Origin of the sequence: Klebsiella scottii, from assembly GCF_036561945.1 — a bacterium.
Classification (GTDB): Bacteria; Pseudomonadota; Gammaproteobacteria; order Enterobacterales; family Enterobacteriaceae; genus Klebsiella; species Klebsiella scottii.
On sequence record NZ_JARXNI010000017.1, the window covers coordinates 306523 to 320123 of the forward strand.

15 protein-coding genes are annotated in these 13601 nt (G+C 58.0%); 8 read left to right on the forward strand and 7 right to left on the reverse strand.

Annotated features, from left to right (window positions below; translation table 11 throughout):
- Positions 1–122: 122 nt before the first annotated feature.
- Entirely contained in the window at positions 123–1052 is a 930-nt protein-coding gene (locus QFI97_RS01695) for an Rpn family recombination-promoting nuclease/putative transposase (protein ID WP_346430451.1), read from the reverse strand.
- Positions 1053–1268: 216 nt separating this feature from the next.
- Between QFI97_RS01695 and QFI97_RS01700 the strand changes: the two genes are divergently transcribed.
- From QFI97_RS01700 to QFI97_RS01710, 3 genes are read left to right on the forward strand one after another with little or no spacing between them, the layout of a single operon-like run.
- Positions 1269–2084 carry an AraC family transcriptional regulator gene (locus QFI97_RS01700; RefSeq protein WP_331834495.1) on the forward strand — a complete coding sequence of 272 codons (816 nt, stop codon included), beginning with the start codon at positions 1269–1271 and terminating at the stop codon, positions 2082–2084.
- Between the two features lie 46 nt (positions 2085–2130).
- Complete coding sequence (locus tag QFI97_RS01705; protein WP_095104023.1) at positions 2131–2793, forward strand: LysE family translocator; 663 nt, start codon at positions 2131–2133, stop codon at positions 2791–2793.
- On the forward strand, positions 2786–4069 hold the full coding sequence (locus QFI97_RS01710; protein WP_095104025.1) for a DUF445 domain-containing protein: 1284 nt from the start codon (positions 2786–2788) through the stop codon (positions 4067–4069). Before QFI97_RS01705 ends, QFI97_RS01710 begins: the two co-directional genes overlap by 8 nt.
- Before the next feature lie 41 nt (positions 4070–4110).
- Here QFI97_RS01710 and metC read toward each other — a convergent pair whose 3' ends face one another.
- Together metC and QFI97_RS01720 are read right to left on the reverse strand one after the other, a co-directional pair.
- Entirely contained in the window at positions 4111–5301 is a 1191-nt protein-coding gene (gene metC, locus QFI97_RS01715) for a cystathionine beta-lyase (RefSeq protein ID WP_346430452.1), read from the reverse strand.
- Between the two features lie 37 nt (positions 5302–5338).
- Positions 5339–6571 carry a dicarboxylate/amino acid:cation symporter gene (locus QFI97_RS01720; RefSeq protein ID WP_331834491.1) on the reverse strand — a complete coding sequence of 411 codons (1233 nt, stop codon included), beginning with the start codon at positions 6569–6571 and terminating at the stop codon, positions 5339–5341.
- A 223-nt stretch (positions 6572–6794) separates the two neighbouring features.
- Here QFI97_RS01720 and QFI97_RS01725 point away from each other — a divergent pair, with 223 nt between their 5' ends.
- The 5 genes from QFI97_RS01725 (at position 6795) to QFI97_RS01745 (ending at position 10282) form a co-directional block, all read left to right on the forward strand.
- A complete protein-coding gene (locus QFI97_RS01725) occupies positions 6795–7721 on the forward strand; it encodes a LysR family transcriptional regulator (protein WP_331834490.1) in 927 nt (308 codons plus the stop codon).
- A 38-nt stretch (positions 7722–7759) separates the two neighbouring features.
- Positions 7760–7999: a DUF2164 domain-containing protein gene (locus QFI97_RS01730; protein ID WP_095104033.1), complete on the forward strand. Its 240-nt coding sequence runs from the start codon at positions 7760–7762 to the stop codon at positions 7997–7999.
- 109 nt (positions 8000–8108) lie between these two features.
- Positions 8109–9260 carry a double-cubane-cluster-containing anaerobic reductase gene (locus tag QFI97_RS01735; RefSeq protein ID WP_331834489.1) on the forward strand — a complete coding sequence of 384 codons (1152 nt, stop codon included), beginning with the start codon at positions 8109–8111 and terminating at the stop codon, positions 9258–9260.
- Positions 9261–9269: 9 nt separating this feature from the next.
- Positions 9270–10037, forward strand: a complete 768-nt coding sequence (gene yjiL / locus QFI97_RS01740) for a putative 2-hydroxyacyl-CoA dehydratase activator YjiL (RefSeq protein ID WP_346430453.1) — start codon at positions 9270–9272, stop codon at positions 10035–10037.
- The gene (locus QFI97_RS01745; RefSeq protein WP_346430454.1) at positions 10034–10282 is read left to right on the forward strand and encodes a putative Se/S carrier protein; all 249 of its coding nucleotides are present in this window, start codon (positions 10034–10036) and stop codon (positions 10280–10282) included. Before yjiL ends, QFI97_RS01745 begins: the two co-directional genes overlap by 4 nt.
- Positions 10283–10284: 2 nt before the next feature.
- Here QFI97_RS01745 and QFI97_RS01750 read toward each other — a convergent pair whose 3' ends face one another.
- The 4 genes from QFI97_RS01750 to QFI97_RS01765 all read right to left on the reverse strand — a co-directional run bounded on the left by QFI97_RS01750 (position 10285) and on the right by QFI97_RS01765 (position 13490).
- Positions 10285–11349 (reverse strand): DUF2955 domain-containing protein, encoded by a 1065-nt coding sequence (locus tag QFI97_RS01750; protein WP_346430455.1) that lies wholly within the window; start codon positions 11347–11349, stop codon positions 10285–10287.
- The gene (locus QFI97_RS01755) at positions 11339–12406 is read right to left on the reverse strand and encodes an HlyD family secretion protein (RefSeq protein WP_346430456.1); all 1068 of its coding nucleotides are present in this window, start codon (positions 12404–12406) and stop codon (positions 11339–11341) included. The genes QFI97_RS01750 and QFI97_RS01755 overlap by 11 nt, the downstream gene beginning before the upstream one ends.
- Before the next feature lie 6 nt (positions 12407–12412).
- Positions 12413–12877 carry a MarR family winged helix-turn-helix transcriptional regulator gene (locus QFI97_RS01760; protein WP_331834486.1) on the reverse strand — a complete coding sequence of 155 codons (465 nt, stop codon included), beginning with the start codon at positions 12875–12877 and terminating at the stop codon, positions 12413–12415.
- A gap of 448 nt (positions 12878–13325) precedes the next feature.
- Positions 13326–13490, reverse strand: a complete 165-nt coding sequence (locus QFI97_RS01765) for a DUF1127 domain-containing protein (RefSeq protein WP_095104047.1) — start codon at positions 13488–13490, stop codon at positions 13326–13328.
- Positions 13491–13601: the final 111 nt, after the last annotated feature.

The window sequence follows — 13601 nt, forward strand, 5'->3', positions numbered from 1 at the left end:
AGTTAGGTATTTACGGAGGATTCCGGCCGGAGATCGTCAGACGATATCCGGCGGGGAACAGGCTTAACGAGGAAATAAATAATAGCGGCCAGGCCGCCTGATAAGGCCATGTGGCGACACAATCAACGCTTAGCGGCGGTAATATCCTCTTCTGACAGACCGGTAATTCGCAGCACCGTCTCCAGAGCGATGCCGTCCGCCAGCATCGTACGGGCAATACGCAGCCCTTCGGCTCGCTGGCCCGCAATCTGGCCTTCGCGGCGCCCTTCAAGCTTACCTTTTCTACGCCCAACTTCCTGGAGTCTTTCCGCAATAGTCATCAGCCCCTCCTTATGATGCTGCGGCGCCCGCCGGGCAAGCTCACGAATAAACCTGCCAAAACGGGGGGCATCGCCGGAATATACCAGGTAATTAAACAACGTTTTTAGCTGGCCGTCATTAGTATATTCCTTAACCAAAATGACAATTAGCTGCTCAACCAGCCCCGTCAAATCGCGCTGGCGGATATGCTTTTGCATGAACTCCAGCAACGCTACGCGCCGGTGCTGGACGATCTCATCATCCGGGATCGCCGTAATATCCACCAGCGGAAAAGCGGTCGCATATAATCCGCGGGCATGAGCCGGGTGGGTAAAGCCATCCAGCCAGCACAACGAATAAGGGTAAGGCGTGGCGATACCGTGATAGAACAGCATGGGTACCACCAGCGGCAGGCGTTTATGTCCGGCATCCAGATGACGCTGCATCGCCGCAATGGCATAGCGCATCAGCCTGAAGGCCATATGGGCATCCGGCGAGCTTTGGTGCTCAATAACGACGTAAATATAGCCCTCGCCGGCGGTGGTTTTTAGCGACCAAAGCACATCGGAGTAGCAGGCGCGTAGGTCCTCCTCAATAAAACTTGCGGATTCAAGCCGTAGCGTCTCCAGGTCGCAAAGCTGGCGTAGCGAGGACGGCAGATGGATATCCAAAAAATCTCGCGCGGTATCCGTATGCCGGAGAAACTTTTTGAAAACCGCATCATGCGGCGTCGACGTTGAGCCTTTATGCATGGTAAATGGCCTGCGCGGAGGGACACTAAAACGACTCTACCCGCCGGTAGCCCAGCGCACACGCCGCCGCTTATCTCTTTGCGCGCCGGGACGGAAGATATTTTTATCCGGCGGTAATAACGACAATTTTTTGCCTGCCCGCTCGCAGAACGCCCCCGGAGACAGGCGTCAGCGGGCGTGCTATAAATTCTTAATCCCTTCGCCGCAGGAGCTTTCGTGAACCACACGCGCGATATCCCACAAACCTTCTGGCGCGACGCAACGCTCCCCTGGCTGGAGCTGCGCAGCACCTGGCGCAGCCGCCAGGCGTATAAGCGCCACAGCCACCCGCAGCTTTCTCTGGGGGCAATTATTGCAGGTGAAACGCGCTGCATCTGCAACGGACGGGAGTACCTGCTGCGCCCCGGCGACCTGATAGCGATCCCGCCCGGCGCGCCGCACAGCTGTAATCCCCTCTCGGGACGGCCGCGCAGCTATCATATGCTCTATCTCGACGTTGACTGGTGCCTGGCGCAGCTTCCTGCCCTTTCCGGCGCCGTGCGGCTTGCCGCGCCGCAGCCGATGCTTCGCAGCGCCGATCTTTTCCTTCAATATCAGCATATTGTTCAGCTTACGCAGCAGCAGCGGATCGCCGAGCTGCCCACGGCAATCGCGCGGCTGCTGCGGGAGCTGCCGCTATGCCCGACGCCGCCGGAAATCCTTCATAGCAGCAGCGCACGGCTGCTCGACAGAGTGACGGCGAGCCTGCCGGTACCGCTTTCTCTGGATACGCTGGCCGACGAATTTGCGCTGCGCAAAGAGACCCTGATTCGCACCTTTAAGCAGGACACCGGCCTGACGCCGGCCAGCTTTATCAACATGGCGCGGATCGAGTACGCCAGGCGCCGCCTGCGCGCCGGGGATGAGATAGCCGACGTCGGCTATCAGGCCGGGTTTGCCGATCAGAGCCACTTCCATAAAACCTTCGTCAGCTACACCGCCGCCACGCCGCGCCAGTACGCCCTTGGTCGATCAATATCAGACAATAATTAGCGCCCGGCCTGACGTAGGGTGATCTCAGATTAATTCCGAGGTCACTATGGACATGTTTACTGCGCTTTTCCCGGCCGCGTTTCCCGCGCTGGCGCTCTCCCACTTCGTTGCCCTGCTCAGTCCCGGGCCAGATTTCTTTCTCCTGATGGGTTACGCCATTCGCTATCGCCTGCGCGGTAGCGCCGGCCTGTGCGTTGGCATTGCGCTGGGCAACGGGCTGTATATTGCGATCGCCATCGTCGGCTGGAGCATGGTGCGCCACGCCCCGCTGCTGTTTAGCGCGATCGCGCTGCTGGGAGCGGCCTGGCTGCTGTGGCTCGGCAGCCAGCTGTGGCGGAGCCGGCCCGGCACGTTCACCCTGGAGGCGGCTGCGGCCCGGCGGCCTTCGCTTGCCAGACAGCTGCTGCTGGGGCTGGCTTCGGCGCTGCTTAATCCCAAAAATGCCCTGTTTTATCTCGCGCTGATGACCACCCTGCTTGGCCCGCAGGTGACCCTCGCCCAGCAGATAACCTGCGGAGTCTGGATGACCAGCGTCGTGCTGCTGTGGGATTTACTGCTGGTATCGCTGATCGCCCTGCCGCAGGTGCAGCGCCGCCTCGGCGCCGTCATCTGGCGGGTTGAACGGGCGGCGGGCGCGATACTGATGGGCTTTGGCGGCTGGATTATCTGGCAGTTTTTGCATGAGTTAGCCGTCAGGTTATATGCTTAAGGCTATGGAAAAACTTGCTGAACTAAAACGGGCCAAACTGCTGGCCCTGTCGCTGCTGCTCGTGGCGGCCGCGATTTTTGTCACTACCCTGCTGCTGCCGCCGACGCCGTGGGTCAGCGCGCTGAAGGCTATCTCCGAAGCGGCGATGGTCGGCGCGCTGGCGGATTGGTTTGCGGTGGTGGCGCTGTTTCGCCGCATACCGCTGCCGTTTGTCTCCCGGCATACGGCGATTATCCCGCGTAATAAGGATCGAATTGCCGACAATCTCGGCTATTTCGTGCAGGAAAAATTTCTCGATACCCCCTCGCTGGTCGCGCTGATCCGCCGCTACGAACCGGCGCTGATGCTCGGCAACTGGTTTAGCCAGCCGGCGAACGCCCGGCGGGTGGGCCAGCATCTGCTGCAGGTGATGAGCGGCTTCCTCGAACTCACCGACGATGCGCGCATTCAGCGCCTGCTGCGCCGCGCGGTGCACAAAGCCATCGATAAGGTCGACCTGACGCAAACCAGCGCCATGATGCTCGAAGGATTAACCCGCGATAACCGACACCAAAAGCTGCTGGATTCTCTTATCAGCCAGCTTATCGCCCTGCTGCAGCGCGACAGTTCCCGCGCCTTTATTGCCCGCGGCATCATCCGCTGGCTGGAGACCGAGCATCCGCTCAAGGCCAAAATTCTCCCCACCGAATGGCTGGGCGAACACAGCGCCGAAATGGTCACCGATGCGGTCAATACGCTTCTTGACGAGGTGAGCCAGGATCGCACCCATCAGATCCGCCAGGCCTTCGATCGCGCGGCGCAAAAGCTGATCGATAGCCTGAAAACCGATCCGCTGATGGCGGAAAAAGCGGACAACATGAAGGCATATCTGAAAAACGACGAGACGTTTAACCGCTATCTTGGCGAGGTGTGGGCTGACCTGCGCGGATGGATTAAAAATGACGTTAACAGCGACGATTCGCGGATTAAGCAGCGGATCGCCGAGGCCGGGCAGTGGTTTGGGGAAACGCTGGTCCACGATGAAGCCCTTCGCGAGTCGCTGAATGAGCATCTGGAGCAGGCGGCGCACCGGGTGGCTCCGGAGTTTGCCAACTTCCTGACCCGTCATATTAGCGATACGGTGAAGAGCTGGGACTCCCGCGATATGTCGCGGCAGATCGAGCTGAATATCGGTAAGGATCTGCAGTTTATCCGTATTAACGGTACGCTGGTCGGGGGCACTATCGGCCTGCTGCTGTGGCTGCTCTCGCAGATCCCGTCGCTGTTTTTACATTAGGCCGCAGACAGCGGCCCCGCGCTTGCGGCGGGGCCCTGCGGTTAGCCTATCCGGGTAAAGCCGGCCTCCAGATCGGCAATTAAATCGCCGACATCTTCCAGCCCGATATGCACCCTGACCAGCGTCCCGCTGAAATCAACCTTGCCGGCGGGGCGAATGCCGTTCAGCTCCTCGGGCTGATTCGCCAGAATCAGCGACTCAAACCCGCCCCACGAGTAGGCCATGTGGAACAACGAGAAGTTATCGAGAAATGCCGCCAGCAGCTCATCCGTCAGGCGCTTTTTCAGCACGAAGGAGAACAGACCGGAGCTGCCCGAAAAATCGCGCTGAAAATACTCATGCCCCGGGCATTCCGCTAAGGCCGGATGGTTCACCCGCGCCACCTCCGGCCTTGCCGACAGCCAGCGGGCAATGTGAATACTGCTCTCTTCGTGCTGTTTCAGACGAACCGCCAGCGTACGCAGCCCGCGGCTGCCGTTATAAGCGGTATCGGCATCCAGCGTCTGCCCCATCAGATAGGAGTTCTCCCGCAGACGATCCCAGCAGCGGGCGTTAGACACCGCCGTGCCCAGCATGGCGTCCGAATGGCCGATGGTGTATTTAGTCCCCGCCTGAACGGAGATATCCACCCCATAATCCAGCGCCTTAAACAGCACGCCCGCCGCCCAGGTGTTGTCGATCATGATGACGATCTGCGGATTCACGGCGCGGATCGCCTTCACCATCCCGGGAACGTCCTGCACTTCCATAGTGATCGAGCTGGGGGATTCGAGGAATACCACTTTGGTTTCCGGGCGAAGCAGCCCGACAATACCGGCGCCAATCAGCGGATCGTAATACGTGGTCTCTACCTTGAATTTGCTGAGGATCTTATTGCAAAAATCCTGCGTCGGCTCATAGGCCGCGCCGGTCATCAGGATATGGTCCCCGCTTTCGACAAAGGCCAGAATCGCGTTGGTTACCGCCGCCGCGCCGCAAGGATAGAGCGCACAGCCCGCTCCACCCTCCAGTTCGCTCATCGCCTGCTGAAAAGCAAAATGGGTGTAGGTCCCGCGACGACCGTAGAACAGCTCGCCGTTGGCGCGATTGGCGGTGGCGAATTTTTTATCCTTCACCGTCTCAAACACCAGCGACGAAGCGCGCTGGATCACCGGGTTGACCGCCCCCTGGGTGTAGCATTTGTCACGTCCGGCGATGATTAACTGCGTTTCGAGCTTGAGTGAATTTTTCATAACCTCTCCTGTAACATCCTTTTATCGATGCGAAAATTTATACGGTTGCGGCCCCAGGCTTCAGTTCAGCATGCCCCTGCTTTTTTCCGGCGAATCGCTCCACAATCTGCGCCGCGTTCAAGTCATGAATCACGTTTATCAGCGTGGCCGGGGCGTCGGTGATGGTGCCCAGCACCACCAGCATCGGGATCGCCTCCATCGGCAGACCGAGGGTGGTGACGATAAAGATTTCCCCAAGGAACGCGCCGCCCGGTACGCCGCCAACGATGATGGCGGAGAGCACGGCGATCAGCATCGTCAGGAAAAAGGTCTCGGTGGTGAACTCCATACCCAGCACCGAATAGATAAAAACGATCTTCAGCGCGGCAATCATCGCCACGCCGCCTTTATTCAGGTTGACCAGCAGCGGAATGGAAACATCGACGATTTCCGGGTTAATCCCCATCGCCTTACCCGCCCGCAGCGTCACCGGCAGCGTCCCGAGCGAGGAGCAGGTCCCCAGCGCGGTGGCCGACGGCTCTACCGCATGGCGCCAGAAGGCCTTCACCGCCGGCATGCCGCCGCCGATCCAGGAATAGAGAATGGAGCCGAAGATGAAGTAGACCAGCGTGGCGACCATAAACAGGCCAATGGCGCGGGCAAAAGTCAGCAGCAGCGCGGAGTCCTGGCTGGCCATCGTTGCGGCGAAGTAGCAGCCAAGGCCAAGCGGGGCGACTTTCATCACGATCGAGACGATCTTCATGATCACGGTATTGGCATCTTCCAGCAGCGAGGCTATGCGTTTGCCCGCCAGTTCCGATTGCCCAATGGCGATCCCGGCGATAATGGCCATCACGATCAGCGCCAGAATATTGGACTTAGAGAACAGCCCGATAAAATCGCTGGTGGTGATCATGCTGACAAAATCCATCTTGCCGCTGCCCGCCTGCACCGACTGCGAGAGATCGATAGTCACGCCCTGCGCCGGATTGAACCATAATGCGAGGGCGACGATGCCGGCGGCCGGAATAAAGGCCATAGCGATCGAAACAATAAAGATAATCGCCATAATACGCCCCAGCCTTTTCAGGTCAGTCATTCTGGCGATAGACGACATCACGCTGATTCCCACCAGCGGAACGATAATCATAAATAACAGGTTGAGAAATATCTGTCCGATTGGCTGCAGCGTACTGGCGAAGCCCGGAGCATAAATACCGGCCAGGCCGCCAATCGCCAGGGCGCTTAATAAAACAAGAGAGGATTTGTAGGGTTCGAGTCGTGACCACATAATGGGTACCTTTTAATTAAAATTATATTAAATGAGATAAAATTCACAATTCGATGACTTCTGGCCGCGTCTCATTTTATTTTGTGACGCAACTCACTAAGTTGTTATTATTTCATTTTGCCAGCAAGTAATTTCCTGTGATTCAATAGTTGCATGTTTCAAATGCGAATGTAACGGCCAATTCGTACCGTTTTTGCAAATCACTTGTGAATTAAAGGAAACAATGAGTGCACCAGTTTCATTAAAACATCTGGAGTTTTTTATCAAAATCGTCGACTGCGGGGGATTATCGGAAGCCGCAGCCCAGCTCAACGTCTCACCCTCTGCGGTCAGTAAAAGCCTCGCCGCGATGGAGGATACGCTGGGTACAACCTTAATTAAGCGCACCACCCGCAGTATTACCCTGACCGATGCCGGGCAATATCTATTTAATCGCGCCAATAAATTACTAAAAGAGTTTGATGACACCCTAAATACCACCTCAGGCTATTATCACAGCCCGCAGGGTGAATTACGCATTACCTGCTCAATTGCCTTTGGCTACTCCCGACTGGTCAACCTGGTGGATAAATATCGCAACCAGTACCCGGACGTGAATCTTTATATCGATTTAAACGATAATTTCGTTAACCTGAATGAAACCGATTTCGATATCGCGCTGCGTATTTCCGCCGCGCCGCCGCAAAACTACGCGATGCGCAAACTGGTATCGATTCGCTGGGCATACTGCGCTTCACCGGGATATCTCGCTAAAAAGGGCATGCCCGTGCGGCGCAGCGATCTGGTGAATCACGACTGTCTGGTCTATCCCGGTCTGACGCCGGCGATCAGGGTCGCAGACGAGCAGGACCGTCTGCATCAGCTGAAGCTGCATATGCCCATCCAGGCCAACAGCAGCCTGGTGCTGTTGAAATCGGTATTAGAGGATCAGGGCGTGGCCTATCTGCCCACCTATTTAATCGGCGATCATATTCGCAAAGAAGAGATCACGCCGCTGATCCTCGACGGCACGATCGCCTGTGAAACGCATGCGCTGTATGCGCTCTATTTTCCCAGCAAATACAGCAATCCTAAGGTACGATCGTTTATCGACTTTCTGGTGGCAGAGTTAGGCCCGTTACCGGCCTGGGATAGCTGGATCCCCAGCTGAGTTTGCCGTCAATCCAGAGCACTTTTTAAGGAGTAAAAATGGCTGAAATTAACCTGACCCCCGGCGAGCGCGAGCAGCTTCGCGAAAAGCTATGTACCTACTGCGAAAGAAATTTTGACCTTGAGCTTGAGCAGTTCGATGCCGAGTTCTTCGTTGATTTTATCGCCGAACAGCTGGGGCCCCTGTTTTATAACGCCGGGATTGAGGAAGCTATTCGCACCCACGTGGCCTACAGCGAGCGGATCCAGGAAGAGATGGATGCGAAGAAAGTGTTCTGATTGCGCCCCGCAATATGTCGCTATCGGCGGGAGATCAATAAACACACACTATTGACATGGTTATAATGCGGGCTCTTTCATTATCTCCCGTGTACGGGGAAGGAAAACCATGTCGCTGATTACCGATCTACCCGCCATTTTTGACCAGTTCTCCGAGGCCCGCCAGAAGGGCTTTCTCACGGTGATGGACCTGAAAGAGCAAAATATCCCCCTGGTCGGAACCTACTGCACCTTTATGCCGCAGGAGATCCCGATGGCGGCAGGCGCGGTGGTCGTCTCGCTGTGTTCAACCTCCGATGAAACCATCGAAGAGGCGGAAAAAGACCTGCCGCGCAACCTCTGCCCGCTCATTAAAAGCAGCTACGGGTTTGGCAAAACGGATAAATGCCCCTACTTCTATTTTTCCGACCTGGTGGTGGGTGAAACCACCTGCGACGGCAAAAAGAAAATGTATGAATACATGGCCGAATTCAAGCCGGTTCACGTAATGCAGCTGCCGAACAGCGCCAGCGACGATGCTTCCCGCGCGCTGTGGAAAACCGAGATCCTGCGCCTGCAGCGGGTGATCGAAGCCCGCTTTGGCCACAAAATCACCGAAGCCGCGCTGCGCGACGCCGTTCGCCTCAAGAACCGCGAGCGGCGGGCGCTGGCGAACTTCTATCGCGTCGGGCAGCTCAATCCTCCCGCGCTCAGCGGCAGCGATATCCTGAAAGTGGTGTACGGCGCGACCTTCCGCTTTGATAAAGCCGCGCTAAGCGACGAGCTCAACGCGATGGCCGATCGCGTGCGCCAGCAGTGGCAGGATGGCCAGCGGCTGGCGGCTCGCCCGCGCATTCTGATCACCGGCTGCCCGATTGGCGGCGCGGCGGAAAAAGTCGTGCGCGCCATTGAAGAGAACGGCGGCTGGGTGGTGGGCTTTGAAAACTGCACCGGCGCCAAGGCGACCGAGCGCTGCGTGGAGGAGACGGGCGACGTCTACGATGCGCTGACCGATAAGTATCTCGCCATCGGCTGCTCGTGCATCTCGCCAAACGACCAGCGCTTAGCCCTGCTTAGCCAGATGGTTGACGAGTATCAGGCCGACGGCGTGGTGGATGTCATCCTGCAGGCCTGTCATACCTATGCGGTTGAATCAATGGCGATCAAGCGCCACGTTCGCCAGCGGCATAACCTCCCCTATATCGCGATTGAGACCGACTATTCGACGGCGGACATCGGCCAGCTCAGCACCCGCGTCGCGGCCTTTATTGAAATGCTGTAAGGAGCGCGCGTGACTTTTACGGTAGGCATTGATTCCGGCTCCACCGCCACGAAAGGCATCCTGCTGAAAGAGGGCGTTATCCAGCGACGTTTTCTCTGCCCGACGCCCTTTCGCCCCGCCGACGCCATCAACGAGGCGTGGCAAATCCTCAGCGCCGGCCTTGCCGAGCGGCCATTTTTAACCTTAACCGGCTACGGCCGCCAGCTGGTGGATTTTGCCGATAAGCAGGTGACGGAGATCTCCTGCCACGGTCTCGGCGCGCGTCTTCTGGCGCCCGCCACCCGCATGGTTATCGATATTGGCGGTCAGGATAGCAAGGTTATCCAGCTCGACGACGACGGCAATCTCACCGACTTCCTGATGAACGATAAATGCGCGGCGGGAACCGGGCGCTTTCTGGAGGTTATCTCGCGCACCCTCGGCGCCAGCGTCGGGGAGCTGGATAGCATCACCGAAGGCGTCGAACCGCATGCGATCACCAGTATGTGCACGGTATTTGCCGAATCCGAAGTGATTAGCCTGCGCTCGGCGGGCGTCGCGCCGGAAGCGATTCTGGCCGGCGTGATCAACGCCATGGCCCGCCGCAGCGCCAACTTTATCGCCCGTCTTTCAGCCCAGGGGCCGCTGCTGTTTACCGGCGGCGTCAGCCGCTGCACGGCCTTTGCGCGCATGCTCGAAGGCCACGCGGGGATCGCGGTGCACACCCATCCTGATGCCCAGTTTGCCGGCGCGGTTGGCGCGGCGCTGATTGGCCTGCGCCAGAGGCGCCGCGAATGACGGAGTATCTGTTTTTATTTCACTCGACGCCGGGCGTCGTGCGTACCCGCAAGGCCATGCAGGCGGCAGGGATCGCCTGCCAGGTGAAAGATATTCCGCGCCAGCTGCGCGGCGGCTGCGGCCTGTGCATCCATCTCAGCTGCCTGCCAGGAGAGGAGCAGCGATGGGTTATTCCCGGCGCCACGGAGGCGATTTATCGCTACGTTGCCGCAGAGTGGCGCCTTATCGCCTCCTTTCCGGCCTGAGCCTATTCGGTAATAACGAACCGCGTCGGCGCAAAACAGTTCAGGATGCGGTGGACGAGAAACACCAGCGTCAGGGTGACGATAAGCGCGATGGTAACCGAGCTAATACGGTACAGATCGCTGAAGATCAGATCCTGATCCGGGTGCAGGTTCTGGCCAAACATAATGCCGATGGTGGTGATACTGGCGAAGCCCACGCCGGCCCCCACTTTCTCCATCACGTGGAGGCGCGCGCTAAAGGCCAGGCCGAGCGCAATCAGCGGCATCATCAGCACCATATGGTTGCTGAAATCATAAATAAGCAGCTGCACCACCAGAATATAGAGACAGGCCAGCACCACGCCCACCACCCGCCAGATGGAGCTGATCACCGCGCCGCGGTAGTGCATCGGGAAGAGGATCAGGATCCCGGCCATCAGCGCTGACAGGGAATCGCTCAGATCGCAGATCTGGAAAACCACGAAAATCATTGTCGCGACGGTGCCGGAAAGCAGAGATTCATGGCGAATGCGGGCGGCATCCTTCTCAATCCGCGGCGGCGGCCGGCGCGGCTCAACGTCCGGGATCAGATAGTTCAGCAGCGCGCTGAGAGCCACCGCCATCACGCAGGCTTCGAGATTGGAAAACATCAGCGTATGCCAGTTGCTGGTGGGATAGCTCATAAAGTTGAGCATCGTGCTTTGACAGACCACGCCCATTGAGCCCAGCAGAAACAGCGGCCCCTGACTCATAAAGCGAAAACGCATCACGTAGAGGCCGAAGACCACCAGCGTCATAATCACCGGCCACTGCGACAGATAGCCGACGATCAGCACCATTTCAACGCAGTTTACCGCCGCGCTGAACAGAAACTGCCGCGCGACGTGGCGGTTAAACACCGGCACCAGCGACAGCAGCATCAGCGGATAGACCACAAAGAAGACCCCGTACTGCACGTCGTAGAAGGTCGAAATGCTCAGGGCGATCGTTCCGGCGACGGCGATGCGCAGCGTCTGGCGAAAATCATTCGCCGTATAGACAATATTGTCGTGCGGCGTAAAAACCCGGGCCAGCGTATTAATAGACATAGTGCAGCAGGCTCACCAGATGGATCTGCACGCCGGCAAAGGTACGGGCAAAGGGACCGTCGCTGTTGTACAGCTGTACCGTGGCGCGGGCGCCGGTCGGCAGCGGTTTGTCCAGCGGCTCATCAAGCGCGACGTGAATGCGCATCCGCTGGGCGTCACGCACCCAGCGCGTGGACTGCTCCGGCTGCGACAGCTGGCCGTTTACCTGCTCCTGGCCGGCCAAAATCCCGGCGTCGCTGCTGGTGACGTGCGCCGGATAAACCTTACCCGGCAGCGCATCAAAGACCACCGCGGCGTCGGTGTTCACGCCGGTATGGCGCAGGCTCTTTTCGCGAAAATCGGCGACGATATCCGTATGGTTGCTCACCAGCGCCAGCAGCGGCGTGGCGGCGGTGGCATACAGGCCGGGGCTAAGCTGGAGGTTGCTGACCATGCCGTCGGTTTCGGCATAGATCCGGCTCCAGGCGAGGTTCAGCTGCGCCTCTTCCAGGGCGTTGCGGTACTTTTGCAGCGTGACGTTACGCGCATCGTCGCGCTCCCCGCGCTGGATCAGCAGATTCTGGATGCTGGCGTTGAGGGCGCTAACCGACTGCTCGCTGGTCTGCCAGGTGGTGCGCACCTTATCCAGATCCGACTGCGAGACGTTCTGCATCGCGCTCAGGCGCTGATAGCGATCGAGAGTGACTTTGTCGTTACGGGCGGTGAACTGCGCCGTGCGCAGGTTAGCGCGAGCGGCGGCGATCTGCGCGTCCAGCTGCTGGTTGCTCAGCTTCGCCTGCTCAAAGGCGATTTGCGCCGCCTGCACTTTATTGGTAAACGGCGTCGGGTCCAGCTCGTAGAGCAGATCCCCTTTCTTCACCTGGCTGTTGTTGTGCACATAGACCTGTGCGACATAGCCGGAAACGCGCGGCGATACCGGCGTCACCACGCGCATCACCGTGGAGTCCGGCGTGAGCGGGATCCAGATATCGGCAACGATAAACCAGGCGAAGATCGCCAGGAAAGCGGCAATACTCACCCTTACCCAGCGGGCAAATTTTTGTTCTGGCGTCATCATAGTTTTTTAGATCTTGTTATCTTCTTCGCGGATTGTCCGCAAATTGCAGGCGATTTGATTTAAGGTGGCGCTGAAGGTGGCGAGCTCTGCTTCCGGGATGGTCCGGGTGACGCGGGTTTGATAAGTTTCAATCACGCGGTTCAGCTCCTCCAGTTTCGACAGGCCTTCCGCCGTCAGCGTCAGCAGGCGTATGCGTTTGTCATATGGCGATGTGGAACGCAGTAGATAGCCCTGCTTTTCCAGCTGAGTGAGGGTGCGCATCAGCGGCGGCAGTTCAATACCCTGCACCTCCGCCAGTTCGCTAACCGAGACGTTGTCCCCCAGCTGATGCAGCTGCATCAACACCGTCCAGCTTGACTGGGTCATACCGGTATCGTTGATGGCGGCGTCGATCGTCGCGCGCCACTGGCGTACCACCATCGCCATCCGCATCCCCATCGGACGGCGGGCAAACAGTTCGTCTTCGGTCATCTTTCTTTCCTCATTTAGCGCCTATCCCACCAGGCGTTATCGGCACAGGCAGTTTGAACACGGACAGCGCGGAGAAACCGGAACGTACAGATAGTACGTGAGGATTGACTCGCTACGCTCACCCTCCGGGCCGCCCTGAAGGGCGTTCAAAAGACTTTCGTATTTTGTCGAGCGCTGCCCAGGTTCAAAATGACAAGCAAAATAGCCCTGGTGGCCTGGCTGTGAGGAAAATAATACTTATCAGGATAAGTATCAAGAAACGAGGGGGAGAAGAAGCATTAATTGATAAATACGGTGAATATAACGATCCCGGATGACGCCAGCTACCCCGGTCGCGTCGGGCCTGGCGAACTGCTGGCCCGAACGGGCACGACTCGCAGCCTGCGGAGGTGCAGGCCGGGAGCCCGAACAGAACGTTTATGCCGCAGTCCGGGGAAAAGCGCATTTTTTAATTTATCTGATCCCGCCGCAGCCCGACATCTTTCAGCTGTTCGTCGCTCATTCGCTGCAAAACCCGCCGCGTTTGCCTCCGCAGCCACCATTTTTTGAACGCTCTGCCTGCCAATACGAAACCAATAAACGGCTGCCTAACCCGGTTCTCATGAAATTCCATACTCCACCTCCTCACCTTGCCAGAGGCTTTATCTTCGCGGATCCGAGGGTGAACAATACAGATTCAAAAAACCCTTTTCTTTAACATACAGATTGGCTAAAACAGTATCTG

What these genes read in the sequence shown, in the direction of transcription:
- QFI97_RS01695 (WP_346430451.1), bottom strand. Translation starts at nt 1,052, where the DNA reads ATGCATAAAGGCTCAACGTCGACGCCGCATGATGCGGTTTTCAAAAAG.
- QFI97_RS01705 (WP_095104023.1), top strand. Translation starts at nt 2,131, where the DNA reads ATGGACATGTTTACTGCGCTTTTCCCGGCCGCGTTTCCCGCGCTGGCG.
- QFI97_RS01710 (WP_095104025.1), top strand. Translation starts at nt 2,786, where the DNA reads ATGCTTAAGGCTATGGAAAAACTTGCTGAACTAAAACGGGCCAAACTG.
- metC (WP_346430452.1), bottom strand. Translation starts at nt 5,301, where the DNA reads ATGAAAAATTCACTCAAGCTCGAAACGCAGTTAATCATCGCCGGACGT.
- QFI97_RS01720 (WP_331834491.1), bottom strand. Translation starts at nt 6,571, where the DNA reads ATGTGGTCACGACTCGAACCCTACAAATCCTCTCTTGTTTTATTAAGC.
- QFI97_RS01725 (WP_331834490.1), top strand. Translation starts at nt 6,795, where the DNA reads ATGAGTGCACCAGTTTCATTAAAACATCTGGAGTTTTTTATCAAAATC.
- QFI97_RS01730 (WP_095104033.1), top strand. Translation starts at nt 7,760, where the DNA reads ATGGCTGAAATTAACCTGACCCCCGGCGAGCGCGAGCAGCTTCGCGAA.
- QFI97_RS01735 (WP_331834489.1), top strand. Translation starts at nt 8,109, where the DNA reads ATGTCGCTGATTACCGATCTACCCGCCATTTTTGACCAGTTCTCCGAG.
- QFI97_RS01745 (WP_346430454.1), top strand. Translation starts at nt 10,034, where the DNA reads ATGACGGAGTATCTGTTTTTATTTCACTCGACGCCGGGCGTCGTGCGT.
- QFI97_RS01750 (WP_346430455.1), bottom strand. Translation starts at nt 11,349, where the DNA reads ATGTCTATTAATACGCTGGCCCGGGTTTTTACGCCGCACGACAATATT.
- QFI97_RS01755 (WP_346430456.1), bottom strand. Translation starts at nt 12,406, where the DNA reads ATGATGACGCCAGAACAAAAATTTGCCCGCTGGGTAAGGGTGAGTATT.
- QFI97_RS01760 (WP_331834486.1), bottom strand. Translation starts at nt 12,877, where the DNA reads ATGACCGAAGACGAACTGTTTGCCCGCCGTCCGATGGGGATGCGGATG.
- QFI97_RS01765 (WP_095104047.1), bottom strand. Translation starts at nt 13,490, where the DNA reads ATGGAATTTCATGAGAACCGGGTTAGGCAGCCGTTTATTGGTTTCGTA.